Source organism: Micromonospora sp. NPDC048063, from assembly GCF_043202855.1.
In the GTDB taxonomy this organism is placed as follows: domain Bacteria; phylum Actinomycetota; class Actinomycetes; order Mycobacteriales; family Micromonosporaceae; genus Micromonospora.
The window spans coordinates 346,444-365,364 of record NZ_JBIDBG010000004.1; the positions used below are offsets into that span (position 1 = coordinate 346,444).

Sequence of the window (18,921 nt, forward strand, 5' to 3'; positions counted from 1 at the left end):
CATGTCCGTAGGCTCCACCACCGTTCTCCGTCGGGTTCCCGAACTCCTGGTCGAGGTCGACAGCGCCCATCAGGTGCGGATCCACCACGACCGGCGGATCTTCGAGTTCGGGCAGCACGCGATGTCGCTGCTCGACGTGTTCTACGAGCCGCGGTCGGTGGCCGAGGGGATCCAGCGGCTGCGTCCACGACTCACCGGTCACCGCGCTGTGGAGGAGCTCATCGGCACGCTGACCGCGATGGTGAACTCCGGCATCCTCACCACGGACGCGCCGGACGGCTACACCGATCTGATGTTCCCCATCGGCGGTTACGGGCTGGCGTACCTGAACATCGCCATCCTCGAGGACCCGCTGCGCAAGAACCTGTTCATCAAGGCGATCGAGGAGACGGTCACCCCCGACGACGTCGTGCTGGACCTCGGCACCGGCTCCGGGATCCTGGCGATCGCTGCGGCCCGCGCCGGCGCCCGGCACGTCTACGCCCTGGAACCGGCCCGCTCCGGTGACCTGGCTGCCAAGGTCATCGCCCACAACGGTTACGCCGACCGGGTGACCATGATCCGTGGCTGGTCCACCACGACCGAACTGCCGGAGCGGGCGACCGTACTGACCACGGACATCGTCGGCAACGACTGCCTCGACATGGTGATCTGGGAGAACCTGCAGGACGCCCGTCGGCGGCTACTCACCCCGGACGCCCGGCTGATCCCGGAGTCCTTTGAGTCGTACGTCTATCTCGCCTGCATGCCCGAGGACATGCGGGCCCGGCACCGCGTGCTGCCTGAGCACATCAGCCGCTGGCAGGACCGGTTCGGGGTCGACTTCTCGCCGATGCTTGACGAGGACATGAAGCGGGTCGCCGGCTTCTACGAACGTCCGGAACGGGTGCAGGAGTGGGAGCCGCTGTCCGAGCCGGTGCCGCTGTACAACCTGAGCCTGCACAACGACGTACGGAAGTTCTCGAACACGGTGACGGTGCCGGTGTCCCGTCCCGGTGTGGTGAACGCCGCGATCGTGTTCTTCAAGGGGAAGATCGGGCCCACCACCTATCTCTCCACCGCACCGTGGGACGGCGGCGACCGCAGCCACTGGTTCACCGCGGGCTGGGCCTTCGCCGAGGGGCACCATGTGAAGCCCGGTGACGAACTGACGCTGACCTATCACTACGAGGGCGACGGTCGCGCCCGCATCGCACTGGACGGGGAGGGGACGCTGTGAAACTACGCACCAGCGCACCGAAGGTGAACGGTGTCGGCACCCATCGGGAGATCACCAGCGCACAGACGTACGCCAGGATACAGCCGCACCTGCTACGCGCCGGCATCACCCGGGTCGCCGACATCACCGGCCTGGACCGGATCGGCATCCCGGTCTACAACGCCATCTCGCCGCGCTCGAACGACATCATTTCTGTCTACAACGGCAAGGGCCTGACCGCGATGGACGCCAAGACCTCCGCGGTGATGGAGGGCATCGAGCGCTTCTCCGCCTGGCTTCCCCGCCGCCCCGACGCGATCGCCACCTACAACGAGCTGGTCGCGCAGGGTCGGTCGGTGATGCACCCCAGCGAATATGTCTTCGAGCTGGCCCCGTACTACACCGACGACCTGCCGATCTCCTGGACCCTCGGGTACGACCTGCTGAACGAGGAGGAGGTGCTCGTCCCGCAGGACGGCGCCTGCTACTCCCCGAAGTTCCACGAGGCGCCCTGCTACAAGATCACCACGACGAACGGCCTGGCCTCGGGCAACACCATCGAGGAGGCCATCTGCCACGCGCTGTGTGAGGTGATCGAACGGGACGCCATCACGATCAGCGAGGTCCTCAGCAGCCAGCTCAGCCAGGTCCTGGAGAAGGGCCTGTCGTCGGTGCCCGCCCAGTCCCGGGAGGTGACGGGCTTTCTGCGCGAACTCAACCCGCACGTGGCCGTGAGCTCGCTGCCGGAGCGCGCCCAGTCGCTGATCGCGAAGATCCACGCCGCCGGCCTGGAGATGCGTGTCATCCAGCTGAACAGCAACCTCGGCATCCCGAGCTTCATGGCGGCCACCGCCGAGGACATGGGCCCGACGGTGTCACAGGGGCACGGCGGGTTCGGCACGCACCCGGATGCCGAGGTGGCGATCATCCGGGCCATCACCGAGTGCGCGCAGGGCCGGGTGGTGGACATCCAGGCGATGCGCGAGGACATCAGCCTTCCGGGCAGCGACGTGCCGAAGCACATGTACCACGTACGCCGGTCGTCCACCTTCGACAAGGGCGCCTGGATCTGGAAGCCGATGGGCCGGGTGCTGGACGCCGCCGACCTCCCCACGTACCAGCACGACGACGTGATGGACGATGTCCGGCTGATGCTCGGCCGGCTGCGCAGCAGCGGCATCCGGCGGGCCGTGGTGGTCGACTTCTCGCCGCCGCACATCCCCGTCAACGTCGTCCGGATGATCGTGCCCGGCCTCGAGTCGTGGGCGGTCGACCACTGCAAGCTGGGTGACCGAGCGACGGCCGCCTGGAAACGCGCGGTGCAGGAGATCTCGGCACGGCACCGCACCCTCGCCACCGCGAACGCACGCTGAGGAGCGCACCGATGAGCGCTGTTGTCTATCTGGGCCCGAGTCTTCCCGTCCCGGCCGCAGCTGAGGAACTGGAAGCCGAATATCTGCCGCCGATCGCCCGTGGCGACCTGGCGGAGATCCTGCGTCGGCCGGTGCTGCCCCGCGCGATCGGCATCATCGACGGCAAGTTCCTGTCCACCCTGTGCGTGTCGCCGAAGGAGGTGCTGGAAGTCGTCGACCGCGGCATCAAGGTCTTCGGCTCCTCGAGCATGGGCGCGCTGCGGGCGGCCGAGTGCCACCACTGGGGCATGGTCGGCGTCGGCAAGATCTTCGAGGCCTACCGTACGGGTGAGGTGGACGCCGACGACGAGGTCGCCATCGCCTTCGACGAGGAGACCGGGGCGCCCGTCTCCGAACCGATGGTGAACCTGCGTGTCGCCGTCCGCGCGGCGCTGGAGTCCGGCGTCGTGCGTCCGGCCACGGCCGAGGCGTTCCTGCAGGCAGCCAAGGACATCTACTTCCCGCAGCGGACCGCCCGCGCGACGCTGCTCGCCATCCGCGGCAGGGTGCCCGAGGACGAGCACGCTGCCCTGTCGCGGTACTTCGCCACGGACGCGCCGGACGCCAAGGCGGACGACGCCCGGCTGCTGCTGCGCACCATGCGCGACTACCTCGCCGGCAACCAGGGACAGAAGGTCGAGCGTGCATTGGGGGTGCACCGTGGCGGAGTCCCCCTCGCGGCTCAGGCCGGCTGAGATCGAGCACTTCTGGCAGCAGGGCTACCTGTTCCCGGTCGAGGTGCTGACACCGGCCGAGGTGGACAGGGCCCTCGCCGCCTACCGCGCCTATCGCACGGTGACCGGTCGGGTCGGCGGCCTGCTGCGCCGCCGCTGGAACTATCCCAAGATCCACCTGGTGGCCCGGTGGGCGGACGCGCTGGTCCACCACCCACGACTGCTCGAAATCGCGGCCAGCCTCGTTGGGCCGGACCTGCTGGTCTGGTCGACGAACCTGTTCGTCCGGGCCGGGCACAGCAACAGCCGGCTGGCGTGGCACCAGGACGCGCCGTACTTCGGGTGGGAGGGCGCCGACGGCAAGGTGGTGCGCATCTGGCTGGCGCTGACCCCGACGAGCCGCCGCAACGGTACGATGCTGTACTGCCGGCGCTCGCACGAGGCCGGTCTCGTCCGGCACGAGTTCGTCGACCGGACGATCGCCGGCCTGATGCAGGGCGAACAGGCCGACTACGACGTCCAGGAGAAGGACGTCGTGGCCGTGGAGATCGGGCCCGGTCAGGCCTCGCTCCACCAGCCGACCACGGTGCACAGCAGCGGGCCGAGTTCCACCGACGAGGAGCGGATCTGCTTCGCGGTGGACTATCTGTCGCCGTCGATCCGGCCGCTGCACGGGCCGGACAGTGCCCTGCTCGTGCAGGGCAAGGACCGTTACCACCACTTCCTGCCCGAGCAGCGGCCGGCCGCCGACTTCACACCCGAGGCCCTGCGCGGCTTCCGCGACGCGGTCCTCATGCGTGACCAGCGGTTGGCCAAGGTCATGCAGGTCGTCCACGCCGAGCGGGTCACCGAGCGTGTCGGCGGCGCCTGAGCCGCCGGGTCGCGCCGGCCGCGACCCGGCGCAGTTCCACTGGGACGGCGCTGCCATCACGCCACCGTGGCCGGCGGAACCGGAGGGCCGGGTGACGCTGGACCGCTGGTTCCCTCCGGTGATCGACCAGGGCACGGTGCCGCTGTGCACCGCGGCGGTGGTGACGGCGCTCGCCGCCTACTTCGCCAGGCGCGCCCGGCACACCATGGTCCAGCCGTCGGTACTGTTCAACTACCGGATGGCGCGCCGCCTGATGGGCACGCCCGACCGACGCGGCGCGCACATCGAGTCGAGCATCGCCGCTTGGCAGCGGTTCGGCCTGCCGGACGAGGCCTCCTGGCCGTGGGACGCCTCGACGGTGAACGCGGACCCGCCGACGGACCTCGCGCCGTCGCCGGACTGCCCGGCGGAGGTCACCTCCTGGCGCATCCGGCGGGACTCGATCGACGCGTCCCGCTACCTCGCAGTGCTGCGGGACGCGCTGCGCGTCGGGCTCCCGGTGGCGTGCGAGTTCCCGCTGTACGTCTCGCAATTCGCCGCGATCGGCACTGGCGTCATCCCGATGCCGCGGGAGAACGAACGGTCGCTGGGCCGGCACATCGCCCTGCTGACCGGCTTCGACGACGCCGGCCGGCACTTCCGCGTCCGTAACAGCTGGGGACCGGAATGGGGCGAGCGGGGCTACGGCGTGCTGCCCTACGCCTACATCGAACAGGGACTGGTGGGCGACAGCTGGCTGGTCGCCGAGAACAGCTGGACCGTCCCGGCCAGCGTGCCGGTCGGGGAGCCCCTCACCGGAAGGCAGCGCCTTGGTTGACCAGCAGACCCCGGTCCGGTCGCGCCCTCCGCTGCCCCCGGCGCCGCCGCGGGTTCGGGCGACCGCCGCGGGGAGCGAGCCGGTGTTCGAATCGATCGGCCGGATGGCGTGCGACGACCTGCGGCGAAGCGCACGGGCCGCCGGCCGGCCGCTCACCGGACCGGACCTGTCGGTCCTCGACTTCGGGTGCGGCTGCGGGCGGGCCCTGCGGCACTTCGACCCGGAGATGGTGAGCGACAATTGGCGAACAGAATGATCGGGGAAGGTGAGACCGTTCGCCGTGGCCGGTCAGGCGGCGGAGACGAGGACCAAGTTGTTCCGGCCGAGCTTTCCTGTCTCAAGGAGGTGGACCGGTGAACGAGCCGAAACGCGCCGGTCGTTCCCCTGCGCACGATCCCCCGCGTCTGATGCCGAAGCTGTTGAAATGGACGGCCGTCTCGGTGATCGCCGTCGAGTTGCTGCTGGTGGCCACCGGCCTGCTCGATCTCGGCGACGCGGTGGTGATCGCAATCGGGCTCGAACTGCTCTGCGGCGTGCTGGCGCTCGCTCTCGCCGTCACCGCGCGGGTGGTCTACCGCCAGTTGCGCCGCGAGGGTGAGAGCCGGTGGGAGGCGTTGTTCCAGGCGGCCGCAACCGTGCTGCCCCGGCCCATAGTCATGCTGCTGCACCAGGAACTCGCTTCACTCGTGTCGATCGCTCTGCTCGTCCGCGGGCGCAAGGACGTACCGGCCGGCGCCACCGTCATCAAATACGGTTCGACCCACAAGGTGTTCATCATCGTGATGATGGTGATCATTCCGGTGGAGGTCATGCTGGTGGAGTTCCTCGTACCGTGGGCCTGGTTGCGGACGGTGCTCCTCGTTTTCGCCATATACAGCGCGATCTGGTTGTTCGGTTTCTACGCCGGCCTGCACACGAGGCCCCATTACATCGACTCGAGTCGTCTGGTAATCCGCATGGGGCACCTGGCGGCGGTTTCTGTCGACGTCGGTTCCATCCGCTCCGTGCGGCGCGATTACCACCCCAAATACAAAGGGCTGGTGGCCGTCGCGGACGACTACGTGGCGGTGCCGGGCATGAGCGGCACCGTGCTCACGGTGACCCTGGCCCGGGAGACGCCGGTGCGAATCCGGGGCCGGGAAACGGTGCACGCCGGCGAGGTCCGGTTCGACACGGACGACGTCGAGGGCGCGAGCCGGTCCATCCGGGAGCGCGCCGGCTCGCCCCAGGGCTGAACCGCCGAGGCCGCTCCGCACTGCCATGACGAGGAGGACACATGCGTCCGGCCCTGATCTATCCGCCCCTGACCGATCCGACCTGCGGGTACCACTCGCTGTGTTACCTCGACTCGTACGCCCGGGCACAGGGGCAGGCGGCCGCGACGATCATCGACGCCAACATCGAGGCGTTCCACCACTCTTACACCGACGTCCCGTACGACTGGCTGATGCGCCAGGCGTCGGTGCCGTCGGTGTTCGACGGGCGGATGCCGGCCGCCGCGGCCGCCGCCATTCGGCTGCGGGCCGGCGAGGTGTCGCCCGAGCAGACGGCCGAGGCGGTGCGAGTGTTGCAGGACCCGGTGCGGTTCTACGACTATCCGCGGTACCAGCACGCCGTCGAGACCGTCACCGGCTGGATGAACACGCTGGGCGCCGCCGGGCTGCCCGGGCAGTTCCACAACGGCTTCGATTTCCAGCCGTACGACCACTTCAACCCCTCGTCGGTCCGGGACCTCACGGACGAGGCGACGCTGGCCCGGCTGAGCAACGCGTTCACCCCCTACTACCAGGATCGGCTGCTGCCCCGGCTGGTCGCTGGCGGGCACGACGTCGTCGGCATCAACATCACCTTCGTCTCGCAACTGCCGTTCGCGCTGTGGATGGCACGGCTGATCCGCCGGGCGCTGCCGGGCGTGTTCCTGATGGCCGGCGGCACCGAGGTCTCCGACGTCTGGAAGTACGCCCTCGACAAGAACATGGTCTTCCAGATCTTCGACGTGTTCGACGCGCTGGTGGTGGGCGAGGGTGAGACTGCGTACCTGGAGATCCTCGACGCCCTCGACGCCGGCCGGCTGCCCAGCGGCCACCCCAACGTGCGGCTGCACCCGAGGCACGGGATCGGCCGGGCCCTGCCGATGTTCAAGTACGAGCAGCTGGCCACTCTGCCGACGCCGGACTACTCGACGCTGCCGTGGGAGCAGTACCTCAGCCCGGAGCCGTTCGTCTACTATTCGCCGACCCGAGGCTGCTACTGGAACAAGTGCACGTTCTGCGACTACGGCCTGAACGGCGACAGCCCGACCAGCCCGTGGCGGCAGGATCCGGTGGACAAGATGGTCACCGATGTCGGTGCCATCTCCCAGTTCGCCAAGTTCATCTACTTCTCGGTCGACGTCCTGGCGCCGGCGACGATCCTGCGGTTCGCCGAGCGGGTGGTCGAGATCGGCCTGGACTTCCGTTGGGGTGCCGAGATCCGCCTGGAGAAGTACTGGACGGAAGAGCGGTGCCGCACCTTGAAGGACAGTGGCTGCGTCTCCGTCTCGGTGGGGTTCGAGTCCGCGAACCAGCGCGTCCTCGACCTGATCGACAAGGGCACCACGCCGGCCCGCGTGTCGCAGACGATCGACGCCATGACGAGGGCCGGGATCGGCGTGCAGATGATGGGATTCACCGGCTTCCCCTCCGAGACGGTGGAGGAGGCGATGGAGTCCGTCGACTTCCTGCGTGAGCACCGTGACAAGTGGACGTTCGGCGGGCTGGGCACGTTCATGCTCACCTCGGGGTCGATCGTCGCCAAACAGCCCGAACGGTTCGGGCTGCGCAACGTCGTGCCCTATCCCGGCCACGACATCGCCCGGGCACTGAGCTTCGAGCAGGTCGGCGGCGCGCCGGGCGACCGCGCGCTGGCCGAGTTGGAGAAGGCCAAGGCGGCGCTGACCGGCAACGACCTCGGGCGGCCCTGGGTGGGCGGCACGGACTGCGCGCACACGTACTTCTATCAGGACCGGTACGGCATGGACATCATGACCGTGGTGGGCCTCGCCCAGCCGGACCGCGAGGTCAGCTACGTCCTCAACGGCACGGTGATCCCCCGGCCGGAGCCGGAGGTCGCGCAGGCCTACCGGTACTACTTCCAGTGGTCTGCATCCGCCGGCGCGACCCCGCCCGGCCGGTTCGCCTTCCGCCGCGTCGACGGCCAGTTGCACTTCATCCCGGACGGTCTGGTGCCGCTGCTCCAGCTCTTCACCGTGCCGCGCACCCTGCCGGAGGCGGAGTCGGCCCTAGCCGCCGTGCCCGCGTCGGTCGCCCAGCGGGCCTGGGAGCACCTGGTCAGCCGCCGGCTCGTGCGTGCCGAGTCACGCCGCGACACTGTCCTCGCCGGAGGTCATCCACCGGTCGAACAAGATCGGGACGGCCAGCCCGCCCGGCCGCCTGACTGGGTCCCGCAGACTGTGTAGAGATCATCATCTGAGCCGACTTCTCTCGTCGGCTGCCGTTCCAGCGGGGGCGAGGCGCTACCCGGCGCTGCGTTCGGACGGCCGGCGGTGGACCCGTGCCGGCAGTGACGTTCCCATATGCGTCAGCGCTGTTGCGTACGACGGAATCCCCGGGATCTGGAGAGTGCATGTTGTCGCAGAAGCGAAGGCCAGGCCGTGTCGTGATGGCCCTGCTGACGGCCCTGCTCGCGGTGATGGCGTCCACCACACCGGCGTTCGCGGCGGCCCTGACGCCACCGGCCTCGGTCAGCGCGGCGGCGGTTTCCGCGTCCCGGGTCGAGGTGAGCTGGCAGGCCGCGGCCGGTGCCAGCAGCTACGAGGTACGGCGCGGAACCGTGTCGGGTGGCCCGTACGCGCCGGTGGGAACGGCCACGGGGACGTCCTACGTCGACGACACCGTCGCGCCGGAGACGACGTACTACTACGTCGTGCGGTCCCGTTCCGACAAGCGGGCGTCGGGCTACTCGACCGAGGCGTCGGTGCTGACCTCGCTTCCGAAGCCCGTCGGCGTGCGGGCGACCGGGGCGGAGACGAGCATGACCCTGCGTTGGCAGGGCGTGTCCGGCGCCGCGCGGTACGAGATCGTCCGGCTGAGCAGCGCGGCACCGGTGGAGACGGTGGTCGGCACCACGACGTCGACGGAGTACGTGGACACCGGCCTCACGGTCGCCACCCGCTACGTCTACTGGATCCGGGCGGTCGCGGCGGGCGGCGCCACGGCCACGTCCGACGCCGTACGGGTCTACACCGGCCCTGCCACGACGACGACGGTCACCGTGTCCCCGGGCTCGGTGGAGCAGGGGCAGCGGATCCTGCTCATCGCGAGCGTGCGCTACGCGGACGGTCGGATTCCCAGCGGTGAGGTGGCGTTCATGTCCGCGGCCGGCGCGGTCGCGTTCGCCAGCGTCCACGGCACCGACGGCACGGCGATCGCCATGGTCGACGGCAGCGGATGGACCCCGAAGCCGGTCTACGCGCAGTTCCAGGGGTACGACTGGCAACCGGCCGGGGCGAGCGCGTCCGCCGACGCCGTGCCCGTGGTCACCCAGCCGTACGGCTCGGTGGTCTTCGACGGCCCCTCGTGGCTGAAGCTCGGCTCCCGGGAGGAAGCCGTCGCCGCCGGCGACCTGACCGGCGACGGGCTCTCCGACGTGGTGGTCACGACGACCGAGTACTCCGACGACGCCCACGACCACTCCGCGTTCCTGTTCGTGCAGGAAGCGGAGAACCAGCTCATGCTGAGGCAGCAGGTGGCGATGTCGACGCCCACCGGCGGCAGCATGTACCCGGTCATCGGTGACGTGGACGGTGACGGCGCCAACGAACTGGTCGTCGCGACGGGCGACGGGGTCGACGTGTTCCGCCGTACCGGGACCGGGCTTTCCGCCGCCGAGCACCTGTCGTTCGCCGACGACCTGATCGACCTCAAGCTCCGCGACCTGGACGGTGACGGCCGGACGGACATCGTCGCGGTGAGCGACAACGGCGTCCTCGTGCGGTACGGCGACGACACCGGTGGCTTCGCCCCCGCGGCTCTCGTCTCGCCGCACCGCGGCTTCGTGCTGGACGTGGTCGACATGACCGGGGACGGCCGGCCGGACCTGGTGGCGCAGCTCGGACAACTGATCCGGATCAGCACCCAGACGGCGCCTCGATCGTTCGCCGACCCGGTGGGATACCAGGCTCCCGCCGGGTACCTGCGCGTGGTCGGTTCCATGGCCGTCGGCGACGTGACCGGGGACGGCAGGAAGGACGTCGTCGTCACCGTGTCCGGCAACGCGCCGGACGCCCAGGTGCAGGTGCTCACCCACGACGGCGCAGGCGTGCTCGGACAGTGGATCCGCTACCCGGTCTACGAGGTGCCGGACGCGATCGCCATCGCCGACGTGAACAACGACGGTCGTGACGACGTCGCCGTCACCCACGGCGGCTGGAGCTCGGCGGGCGTCCTGCTGCAACGGCCGGACGGCTGGCTGGGCAACGAGTTCCGCGTCTCCCAGCTGCCGCCCGCCAGCTCCTTCACCCCGCGCGGTCTCGCGGTGGCCGACATCAACGACGACGGCCTGAAGGATCTGCTGATGGCCAACTACAACTACGGGCTCGTGGTGGTGCCGCAACGCCCCGCGGCGACGTCGGCGGCGACGTCGACGAAGGTCCAGGTGGGTCGGCCCTGAGCGACGACGGACAACGCCGCTCCCGCCTGGCAGGCGCTGGGGCGTAGGGCCGACGACGCCGCCGGCCCGCCTTGACGGGCCGGCGGCGTCCTCGACGGTTGGTCAGCGGACGAAGGTCACGTCGGGGTGCCTCGGCGACGGGCGGTCGAGCAGCGCCCGGGGTCGCTGGCGGAGGTGCTGGTCGAAGAAGGCGGTGAGGTAGGCGCGTTGGGCGGCGACGATCCGGCCCGGGTCGACGGTGCCGATCAGGCCGGTGACGAGTCCCTCCGGCAGCGGGAACGCCGCGTCGAGCTGCGGCAGCAGCACCTGGTGGTCGGTGAAGGTGAAGTGCTGGCCCTCGGGGACGTACAGGTCGAGCTTCCAGCCGGTCGAGTTCGCCCAGAACGACCGCCAGTCCGGGGCGTCCAGGTGGGTGTACGGCCTGCCGCCGACGAGACCGGCGCCCATCAGCAGGAACGGGCGGTCCAGCCCGTGCTCGGCCACGTCGCCGAGGTCGTCCCTGCCGTACGCCATGCTGCCGTCCAGGTCCGCTCCCGCGTCCAACCGCCGGTCGGCGAGCATCGCCTCGGCGGTGGTGAAGCCACCGGCCGAGTGGCCGAACATGCCCGCGCGGGACAGGTCCAGCGCGGCGCCGAGGCCGCGTGGTAGCGGGCGCTCGCCGGCGTCGGGGTTGCCGCCGCGGGCGAGGACGGCGAGCTGGTCGAGGACGAACCGGGTGTCCTGGATCCGGGTGTGGATCTGTGCGCGCATGAGGTCGGCGGGTTCCAGGTCGGGTAGGCGCTGCGTCTCCACGCGTCCGCCGGGGAACTCGACGACCGGCGCCTCGTACGTGTGGTCGACCGTCACCACGACGTAGCCCCGGCTGGCCAGTTCCTCGACGAGGACCGTGCCCTCCGCGCGGGGCCGCTCGCCGCCGGGCGAGTACACGACCACCGGGAATCCTCCGCGCCTGGCGCGGGCGGGCGCGCCGGCCCGGGCATGGGTGGTGATGCCCGCCCAGTCGACCTGCCCGGCGGGGACGCCGAGCATGCCGCCGAGATTCTCGCCGTACCGCTGCGCGGCCAGCGGCGGCAGGTACGGCGCGAGTGGTTCGCCGCCCGCCGGGCGAGCCGGGTACCAGACGGTGACCATGAGTTCCCGCGGCTTGGCGGCCACCCACGGATCGGGCCGGCCGCGGTCGACCAGATGCAGTTCGGTGGCGGCGACGGGGTGCGGGCCGGTCGGTGCGGGAAGACGCAACCGCAGCGGCGCGCTCGTGGCCGGCGGCGGGGTCGAGCCTGCTCCCGGGTCCGGTGCGGCCAGGGCGGGAGCCGCCGGCGCGGTCGACACCATCGCCGCCGACACCGCGACCGCGGCGCCGCCCAACAGCCATCGTCGAGAAATCGTTCGCATGCGGCAAGGCTCGCCCGGGGCGCTCGCCGACGGCATCTGCCGGAAGTAACCATGTCGGCCCTGAGAAATCTCAGGGGCGGCGGGCCTCGGGCCGGGAGACACCACAGTGGACGGCAGGTCGGGCCGGTCACGGGCCCGGCCCCGCGCTTCTCGACGGCGGGCGCACCCGGGTCCTGACTTTCGTCAGGGCCGACCGATGCCGATCGGCGGCTGTGCCCCGCCCCGCCGATTCCTAGCGTCGACGTCGAGATGGCACCTTCACCGGGAGAACAATGATCACATTACGCGGGTTGACGAAACGCTTCGGCGCGACGACAGCCGTCGACAACCTGACCCTGGACCTCGCCCCGGGCCGGGTCACCGGTTTCCTCGGCCCGAACGGGGCCGGGAAGTCCACCACGATGCGCATGATCGTCGGTCTGGACCGGCCCACCGCCGGCGAGGCGCTCATCGAGGGCCGGCGGTACGCGACCCTGCGGCACCCGCTGCGCGAGGTCGGTGCGCTGCTCGACGCCAAGGCGGTGCACCCGGGGCGGAACGCCCGCAACCACCTGCTGGCGATGGCCCGCAGCAACGGCATCCCCACCCGACGCGTGGACGAGGTGCTCGCCACGGTGGGCCTGACCACCGTCGCCGGCAAGCGGGCCGGCACCTACTCCCTCGGCATGGGCCAGCGCCTCGGCATCGCCGGCGCCCTGCTCGGCGACCCCGGGGTGCTGATGTTCGACGAGCCGGTCAACGGACTCGACCCGGACGGGGTGCGCTGGGTCCGCCAGCTCATGCGGTCCCTGGCCGCCGAGGGACGGACCGTCTTCGTCTCCAGCCACCTGATGAGCGAGATGCAGCTCACCGCCGACCAACTCGTGGTGGTCGGCAAGGGCCGGCTCCTCGCCGACGCCCCGATAGCCGAGGTCATCGGGGGCAGTTCGTCGACGGCGGTGCTGGTCCGCAGCCCACAACCGGCCGGCCTGGCCGAGCTGCGGCGCCGGCTCGTCGCGGCGGGCGTCGCGGTCCAGCAGGAGGCGGACGGCGCGCTCGTCGTCACCGGCGCCGGCGTCGAGCGGGTCGGCGACCTGGCGCACGAGATCGGCGTACGCCTGCACGAGTTGAGCGTGCGCGAGGCGTCACTGGAGGAGGCGTACATGGAACTGACCGCCGACGACGTCGAGTATGGCGCGCTGGCGACCACCCGATCGGGGGCGCGGAGATGACGACGGCCACGACAACCCTGCCCGCCGCCGACCGGTCGACCCGACGCGGCGACCCGACCGGCGGCGGCCTGACCGGTGCTGTCGCCAGCGAGTGGACCAAGCTCTGGTCGGTGCGCTCGGTCTGGTGGAACCTGCTCGCCAGCGCCCTGCTGATGGCGGCGGCGGCCGGGCAGGAGGCCATCTACGTGGTCAACGAGAACACCAACACCGACCCCGCCGACGACCCGGGGGTGGTCGGTGTCGGTACCGTCGCGATCAGCTCCGTGCTCCTGGCGCAGTTCACGGTGGTCGCGCTGGCGATGCTGGTGATCACCGCCGAGTACGCGACGGGCACGATCCGGAGCACGCTGCAGTGGACCCCGTCACGGGGCCGACTGCTGCTGGCCAAGACCGCCGTGGTCGCCGTGGTCACGTTCGTGGTGGGCGCGCTGCTCGGGGCGCTGGGCTCCGCCGTCGCCGACCCGGTGCTCGGTGGGTGGGGCCGGTTCCGGGCGGGGGAAACCGTCGGCGACGTGCTGGCGGTGGCCGCGTACCTCTCCTTGATCAGCGTCTTCACCCTCGGGCTCGGGACGGTGCTGCGTAGCGCGGTCGGCACGCTGACCACCGTGTTCATGATCCTCATGGTGGTGCCGATCTCGCTCGGCGCCCTCGACATCGAGTTCGTCAACCGGCTCGTCGACGGGCTGCCGGGGGTGGCCGGATCCCACTTCATGAGTGGCGACACCGACCCGTACCCGCCGGCGGCCGGCCTCGCCCTGCTCGCCGCGTGGGCCCTCGCGGCGATGCTCGCCGGTTACGCGGTGCTGCGGTCCCGGGACGCCTGATCCGGAGCCGGGTGGCGGCGGTCCGACACGACCGCCGTCACCCGGCGTCGTCCACCAGGCCGGCGTCGTACGCGACGATCGCGGCCTGCACCCGGTTCCGCACGCCGAGCCGGGCGAAGATCGTGCTCAGGTAGCTCTTCACCGTGCCCTCCACCAGGAACAGCCGCCGGGCGATCTCCGCGTTGGACAGCCCCGCCCCGACCAGCGCCAGCACCTCACGTTCCCGGTCGGTGAGCGTCCCGATGCGGGCCCAGGCGGCCGGGCCGCGGGCCATCCGCGCGCCGCCCAGCTCGATCACCCGCCGGGCGATCCGCGGCGACAGGTAGGCGCCGCCGTCGGCCGCCGCGCGCACCCCGGCCAGCAGTTCACGCGGATCTCCGGCCTTGAGCAGAAAACCGCTGGCCCCGTCACCGAGCGCCCGCGCGACGTAGTCGTCCTCACCGAAGGTGGTGAGCATGAGCACCGCGGTGTCGGGCACGAGCCGACGGATCTCCACGGCGGCCGCGAGCCCGTCCAGCTTCGGCATCCGGATGTCCAGCAGCGCCACCCGCGGCCGGTGCGCCCGGGCCAGGTCGACGGCGGCCCGCCCGTCCGCGGCCTCCGCCACCACCTCGATCTCGGGATCCGCCGCCAGGATCACGCGCACCCCGGCCCGGATCATCGCCTCGTCGTCGGCCAGCAGGACCGGGATCACCGCATCTCCTCGGGGTCGGGCGCGGACGGCATTCGGCCCGCGCGGGAACGCATCGCGTGAATGACGAGCCCGGCAGCCGAGCCAGGTCGTCGCCGGCCGCCGACCGCCGTCAGTCGGACATCCGGTCCTTGGTCAGCAGCCGGCCCTCGGCGAAGCAGAGCCGGTAGGCGGCCTGGCCGAGGGGGAAGTTGCCGTCGGTGTAGAACTCACAGGAGGCGCCCGGGGGTAGCGACCACCCCGTCGGGTCCGGCCGTTCGACGACCTGGCGCTCCGGCAGCAGGCCCCGCAGTTCGGTGCGGTGCTGGCCGATCCGCATCCGGTCGAAGTCCGCCGGTTCGAGGACCGCGTCGAAGGTGGCGAACGGGTAGTAGGCCAGTGACAGCACGCCGGCGGCCACCACCGGGGCGGCCACGGCCACCACGAGGCTGCGCCGCACCCGCCGCCGCGCCTCACGCAACCGGGTCGCCGACGCCGGCCGGACCGGGCGTACGCCCTCGTCGGCGTCGACCGACACGGCGCCGGCGGCGTGGGGCAGGCGGGCGGTGACCTCGAAACCGCCGCCTCGTGGCCCGGCGCTCAGCGCGCCGCCGGCCAGCCGTACCCGCTCCCGCAGGCCCAGCAGGCCGGAACCCGTCGAGGCCACACCGGGCGGCAGACCGCCCGGCGGGGGCTCGTTCGCCACGCTCACCACCGTCTGCTCGGCCGAGCGGGTCAGCAGGACGGTCACGGCGGCGCCCGGCGCGTGCCGGGTGGCGTTGGTCAGCGCCTCCTGGACCACCCGGTGCACCGCCCGCTCGACCATCGGCGGTGCCGGCGCCTCGGACCCGTCCCACCTGAGCCGGACCGTCATCCCGGCGTCGCGGGCCCGCCCCACCAGGTCGGCGACGCCCTCGGCGGCCGGCCGGGTCGGAGCCGGCGCACCGTCCTCCCGGAGCACGCCGATGATCTGGGCGAGCTGCTCGGTCGCGGCGGTGACGCTGGCACGCAGCTCCCCCGCCGCCCGCCGGTGCCGCTCGTCGAGGTCGGTGGCCACCTCCAGCCCGCCGGCCTTCAACGCGATCAGGGCCAGGTCGTGGCCCAGGGAGTCGTGCATGTCCTGGGCGATACGGGCCCGCTCCCGCATCCGGGCCCGCTCGGCGGCGGCGCGCTGCTGCCGTTCGAGCAGATCGGCGTGTTCCCAGCCGGCGTGGACGAGCGCCCGCTGCTGGCGGCGGTGGCGGCCGACCAGCCAGGGGAACACCCCGACGAAAAGCAGGGTGGTGGTGAGGAAGAACCAGGTGGTCACGCCCGAGCCGAGGACGCCGACCGTCAGCGCGGTGCCTCCCGCCGCGATCACGGCGAACGTATACGCGGCCGGGCGGGCCCGGGGCATCCGCAGGCCCACCAGGTAGCTCATCACGGGGACGGCGAACACGAAGTTGCCCTCGAACGCGGTCGGCACCACGACGATCAGCAGGGAGACCGTCGGGTGGTGCCGGCTGACCACCACCGCGAGGGCCATCAGCAGGAGGCAGCCCACCAGCCGCCAGCCGGCGTACGGGCCGGTCGGGGCGACGACCAGGTCCCAGGCGATCGGCGCCGACAGGACCGCCCAGAGCGACACGTCGGACAGGACCTTCACCCACGATCCGGCCTGCCCACCGGAAGGCGGCCCTCCGGAGCGGGGAAAAGGCATCCACCGCTGCCGTCCGCCGCGCCACCAACCTGCCACGGGGCCAGGTTACAAAGCCACCACCTGCGTCGTTACTGCCGAAAGTCAGGTCGTCGGCACGACGGCCCGGGCAGCCCCGGCCGTCTCACCCGCCGGTGGGGAGCGTCGGGGTGACCACCGACAGCTCCAGGGTGGCGGGCAGCGGCGCGACGCCCGGCCCCCCGGCGCGCACCCAGTCGGTGATGTCGTCGACCACGGAGTCGTGCAGGACGAGACCGAACCAGACCGGCCGCGCGCCGGCCCGTCGCGCCGACGGCGCGGGGTGGACGACGACCAGGTTGGACTGCGCGCAGAGGTCGAGGCAGGCGCTGACGCGTACCCGGTGCGGCGCCGGCAGCGCGGCCCGCAGTCGCCGCAGCTGCGCGTCGTGGTCGACGGCGGGGTGTTTGCGGGTGCTGCCACAGCAGCAGTCGCGGCACACGGTGACCAGACAGCCCGGTGTGGCGGTCATGTCCGACTCCTTGGTCCCGGTCGAGCCCGGCGGCACGTGCCGGGTCACGACGCGGGCGGGTGGTAGGTGATGGTGGGCCGACCGGTGCCCGGGTGCGTCGCCACGTCGGCCTGGACGCCGTAGACGTCGGCGAGCAGCCCGGGAGTGAGGACCTCGGCGGGCGGGCCGGCGGTGACGACCCGGCCGGCGGCCAGGACGACCACCGTGTCGCAGAACATGGCGGCCAGGTTGAGGTCGTGCAGCGCGGCGAGGGTGGTGACCCCGGCGCGGCGGACCAGGTGCAGCAGTTGCAACTGGTGGCCGATGTCGAGGTGGTTGGTGGGCTCGTCGAGCAGCAGCAGGTGCGGTTGCTGGGCGAGCGCGCGGGCCAGCTGGACCCGCTGCCGTTCGCCGCCGGAGAGGGTGTGCCAGCGGCGGCCGGCGTACCCGTCGAGGTCGACCCGGGCCAGCGCGTCGGCCGCGGCGGCACGGTCGGCGTCGCTGTCCGACCATCGCGAGCGGCGGTGCGGGGTACGGCCGAGCAGCACCACCTCCTCGACGGTGAGGTCCAGGTCGGTGTCGGCGTGCTGGGCGAGCAGCGCGGCGCGGCGGGCCAGCGCCGCGCGGGGCAGGGTGGCGACGTCGTCGCCGCCGATGGTGACCCGCCCGTTGTCGGGCGCGACGAGCCGGGCGACGATCCGCAGCAGGGTGGTCTTGCCGCAGCCGTTGGGGCCGAGCAGCCCGACGAGGCTGCCCGCCGGCACGGCGCAGGTGACGTCGTCGAGGATCCGCCGGGCCGCGACGGCCCAGGACACGTCGGTGACGGCGAGCATCAGTCGCCCGCCTTCCGGCACCCGGCCCACCGTCCCCGGGGTCGCCGCGACTCTGCCGGCCGGGCCCGGTGCAGCAGGACCACGAAGGCGGGCACCCCGAGCAGCGCCGTCAGCACGCCCACCGGCAGTTCGCGGGGCGCGAACAGGGTCCGCGCGGCGGTGTCCACCCAGACCATGAAGATCGCGCCGGCGAGGACGACGACGGGCAGCAGGCGCCGGTGGTCCGCGCCGGTGAGGAACCGGGCGGCGTGCGGCAGGATCAGCCCGACGAAACCCACCGCGCCGCTGACGGCGACCAGCGCCGCGGTGAGCAGCGCGGTGGCGACCAGCAGCAGCCACCGGACCCGGGTGACGGGCACGCCGAGGGTCTCGGCGGCGTCCTCGCCGAAGGCGAAGGCGTTGAGCGTGCGGGCGTGCGCCGCCACGAGGGCGAGCACGGCGGCCAGCACCGGTACCACCCAGGCCAGGGCGGGCCAGTCGACGCGCGCCAGCGAGCCGGAGAGCCAGAAGGTGATGCTCTGCGTGGCGTGCGGGTCGGCGACCCAGACGATGACGAACGACGTCGCCGCCCCGCACAGCTGCGCGACGGCGACCCCGGCCAGCACCACCCGGGTGGGCGCCAGCGCGGCCCGCCGGCCGGCCACCGCCGCCACGACGGCGAACGCGGCCAGCGCGCCGGTGAAGGCGCCCCCGGTGAGCGCCGCGACCCCGCCGCCGACGCCGAGGACGAGCACCGCGACCGCGCCGAGCGACGCCCCGGAGGAGACCCCGAGCAGGTACGGGTCGGCCAGCGGGTTGCGGGTGACGGTCTGTGTCACCGCCCCGACGGCCGCCAGCCCGGCGCCCAGCACTGCGGCGCCGAGCACCCGGGGCAGGCGCAGCCGCCAGACGATGTGCTCGCGCAGCAGCGGCACGTCGGCGTGGGCCAGGCCCAGGCGGTCGGCCACGACGGCCCAGACCGTCGACACGGGGATGTCGGCCGGCCCGACGGTGACGGCCGCCCCGATCGACACGACCAGCACCGCCAGCAACGTGACCAGCAGCGCGACGGTGCCGACGGGACGGACGGGCCGGCCGCGCCGGACCCCGGAGGCAGTGGCGCCGGGATCCGCGCCGGCCCGACCGCGCACGGCGAGACGGCGGGCCACGGCGAGACGGCGGGCCACGGCGGTACGGCGCGCCAC

At 72.0% G+C, this 18,921-nt stretch carries 17 protein-coding genes; 11 read left to right on the top strand and 6 right to left on the bottom strand.

Annotated elements, in window-relative coordinates:
- Window position 1 precedes the first annotated feature (1 nt).
- From ACGFZ2_RS13420 to ACGFZ2_RS13460, 9 genes are all read left to right on the top strand, one after another.
- On the top strand, window positions 2-1,219 hold the full coding sequence (locus ACGFZ2_RS13420) for a 50S ribosomal protein L11 methyltransferase (RefSeq protein ID WP_393258069.1): 1,218 nt from the start codon (window positions 2-4) through the stop codon (window positions 1,217-1,219).
- A complete protein-coding gene (locus ACGFZ2_RS13425) occupies window positions 1,216-2,571 on the top strand; it encodes a YcaO-like family protein (RefSeq protein WP_393453122.1) in 1,356 nt (451 codons plus the stop codon). Before ACGFZ2_RS13420 ends, ACGFZ2_RS13425 begins: the two co-directional genes overlap by 4 nt.
- A gap of 11 nt (window positions 2,572-2,582) precedes the next feature.
- Window positions 2,583-3,305, top strand: a complete 723-nt coding sequence (locus tag ACGFZ2_RS13430; protein ID WP_393258065.1) for a TfuA-like protein — start codon at window positions 2,583-2,585, stop codon at window positions 3,303-3,305.
- Window positions 3,271-4,155 (top strand): phytanoyl-CoA dioxygenase family protein, encoded by an 885-nt coding sequence (locus ACGFZ2_RS13435; RefSeq protein WP_393453125.1) that lies wholly within the window; start codon window positions 3,271-3,273, stop codon window positions 4,153-4,155. The genes ACGFZ2_RS13430 and ACGFZ2_RS13435 overlap by 35 nt, the downstream gene beginning before the upstream one ends.
- Window positions 4,139-4,972 (top strand): C1 family peptidase, encoded by an 834-nt coding sequence (locus ACGFZ2_RS13440; protein ID WP_393453128.1) that lies wholly within the window; start codon window positions 4,139-4,141, stop codon window positions 4,970-4,972. The genes ACGFZ2_RS13435 and ACGFZ2_RS13440 overlap by 17 nt, the downstream gene beginning before the upstream one ends.
- Window positions 4,973-5,054: 82 nt before the next feature.
- Complete coding sequence (locus ACGFZ2_RS13445; protein ID WP_393258058.1) at window positions 5,055-5,228, top strand: hypothetical protein; 174 nt, start codon at window positions 5,055-5,057, stop codon at window positions 5,226-5,228.
- A gap of 97 nt (window positions 5,229-5,325) precedes the next feature.
- Window positions 5,326-6,207 (top strand): hypothetical protein, encoded by an 882-nt coding sequence (locus tag ACGFZ2_RS13450; RefSeq protein ID WP_393453131.1) that lies wholly within the window; start codon window positions 5,326-5,328, stop codon window positions 6,205-6,207.
- Between the two features lie 41 nt (window positions 6,208-6,248).
- Window positions 6,249-8,429: a B12-binding domain-containing radical SAM protein gene (locus tag ACGFZ2_RS13455; protein ID WP_393453134.1), complete on the top strand. Its 2,181-nt coding sequence runs from the start codon at window positions 6,249-6,251 to the stop codon at window positions 8,427-8,429.
- Between the two features lie 203 nt (window positions 8,430-8,632).
- Entirely contained in the window at window positions 8,633-10,642 is a 2,010-nt protein-coding gene (locus ACGFZ2_RS13460) for an FG-GAP-like repeat-containing protein (protein WP_393453137.1), read from the top strand.
- Between the two features lie 102 nt (window positions 10,643-10,744).
- Here the strand turns inward: ACGFZ2_RS13460 and ACGFZ2_RS13465 are convergent, their stop codons facing one another.
- Window positions 10,745-12,034 carry an alpha/beta hydrolase family protein gene (locus ACGFZ2_RS13465; protein WP_393453140.1) on the bottom strand — a complete coding sequence of 430 codons (1,290 nt, stop codon included), beginning with the start codon at window positions 12,032-12,034 and terminating at the stop codon, window positions 10,745-10,747.
- A gap of 272 nt (window positions 12,035-12,306) precedes the next feature.
- On the opposite strand from ACGFZ2_RS13465, the gene ACGFZ2_RS13470 reads away from it, so the two are divergent.
- Both ACGFZ2_RS13470 and ACGFZ2_RS13475 read left to right on the top strand, forming a co-directional pair.
- Complete coding sequence (locus tag ACGFZ2_RS13470; RefSeq protein WP_393453142.1) at window positions 12,307-13,245, top strand: ATP-binding cassette domain-containing protein; 939 nt, start codon at window positions 12,307-12,309, stop codon at window positions 13,243-13,245.
- The gene (locus ACGFZ2_RS13475) at window positions 13,242-14,069 is read left to right on the top strand and encodes an ABC transporter permease (RefSeq protein WP_393453145.1); all 828 of its coding nucleotides are present in this window, start codon (window positions 13,242-13,244) and stop codon (window positions 14,067-14,069) included. Before ACGFZ2_RS13470 ends, ACGFZ2_RS13475 begins: the two co-directional genes overlap by 4 nt.
- Before the next feature lie 37 nt (window positions 14,070-14,106).
- On the opposite strand, the gene ACGFZ2_RS13480 is transcribed toward ACGFZ2_RS13475, so the two are convergent.
- The 5 genes from ACGFZ2_RS13480 to ACGFZ2_RS13500 all read right to left on the bottom strand — a co-directional run bounded on the left by ACGFZ2_RS13480 (window position 14,107) and on the right by ACGFZ2_RS13500 (window position 18,921).
- Entirely contained in the window at window positions 14,107-14,763 is a 657-nt protein-coding gene (locus ACGFZ2_RS13480) for a response regulator (RefSeq protein WP_393453148.1), read from the bottom strand.
- Window positions 14,764-14,872: 109 nt separating this feature from the next.
- On the bottom strand, window positions 14,873-16,384 hold the full coding sequence (locus tag ACGFZ2_RS13485) for a sensor histidine kinase (RefSeq protein WP_393453151.1): 1,512 nt from the start codon (window positions 16,382-16,384) through the stop codon (window positions 14,873-14,875).
- Between the two features lie 175 nt (window positions 16,385-16,559).
- Window positions 16,560-16,925, bottom strand: coding sequence for a hypothetical protein (locus ACGFZ2_RS13490; protein ID WP_393258039.1), 366 nt, complete (start codon window positions 16,923-16,925; stop codon window positions 16,560-16,562).
- Window positions 16,926-16,969: 44 nt separating this feature from the next.
- The gene (locus tag ACGFZ2_RS13495; RefSeq protein WP_393258037.1) at window positions 16,970-17,737 is read right to left on the bottom strand and encodes an ABC transporter ATP-binding protein; all 768 of its coding nucleotides are present in this window, start codon (window positions 17,735-17,737) and stop codon (window positions 16,970-16,972) included.
- Window positions 17,737-18,921 (bottom strand): FecCD family ABC transporter permease, encoded by a 1,185-nt coding sequence (locus tag ACGFZ2_RS13500; RefSeq protein WP_393453154.1) that lies wholly within the window; start codon window positions 18,919-18,921, stop codon window positions 17,737-17,739. The genes ACGFZ2_RS13495 and ACGFZ2_RS13500 overlap by 1 nt, the downstream gene beginning before the upstream one ends.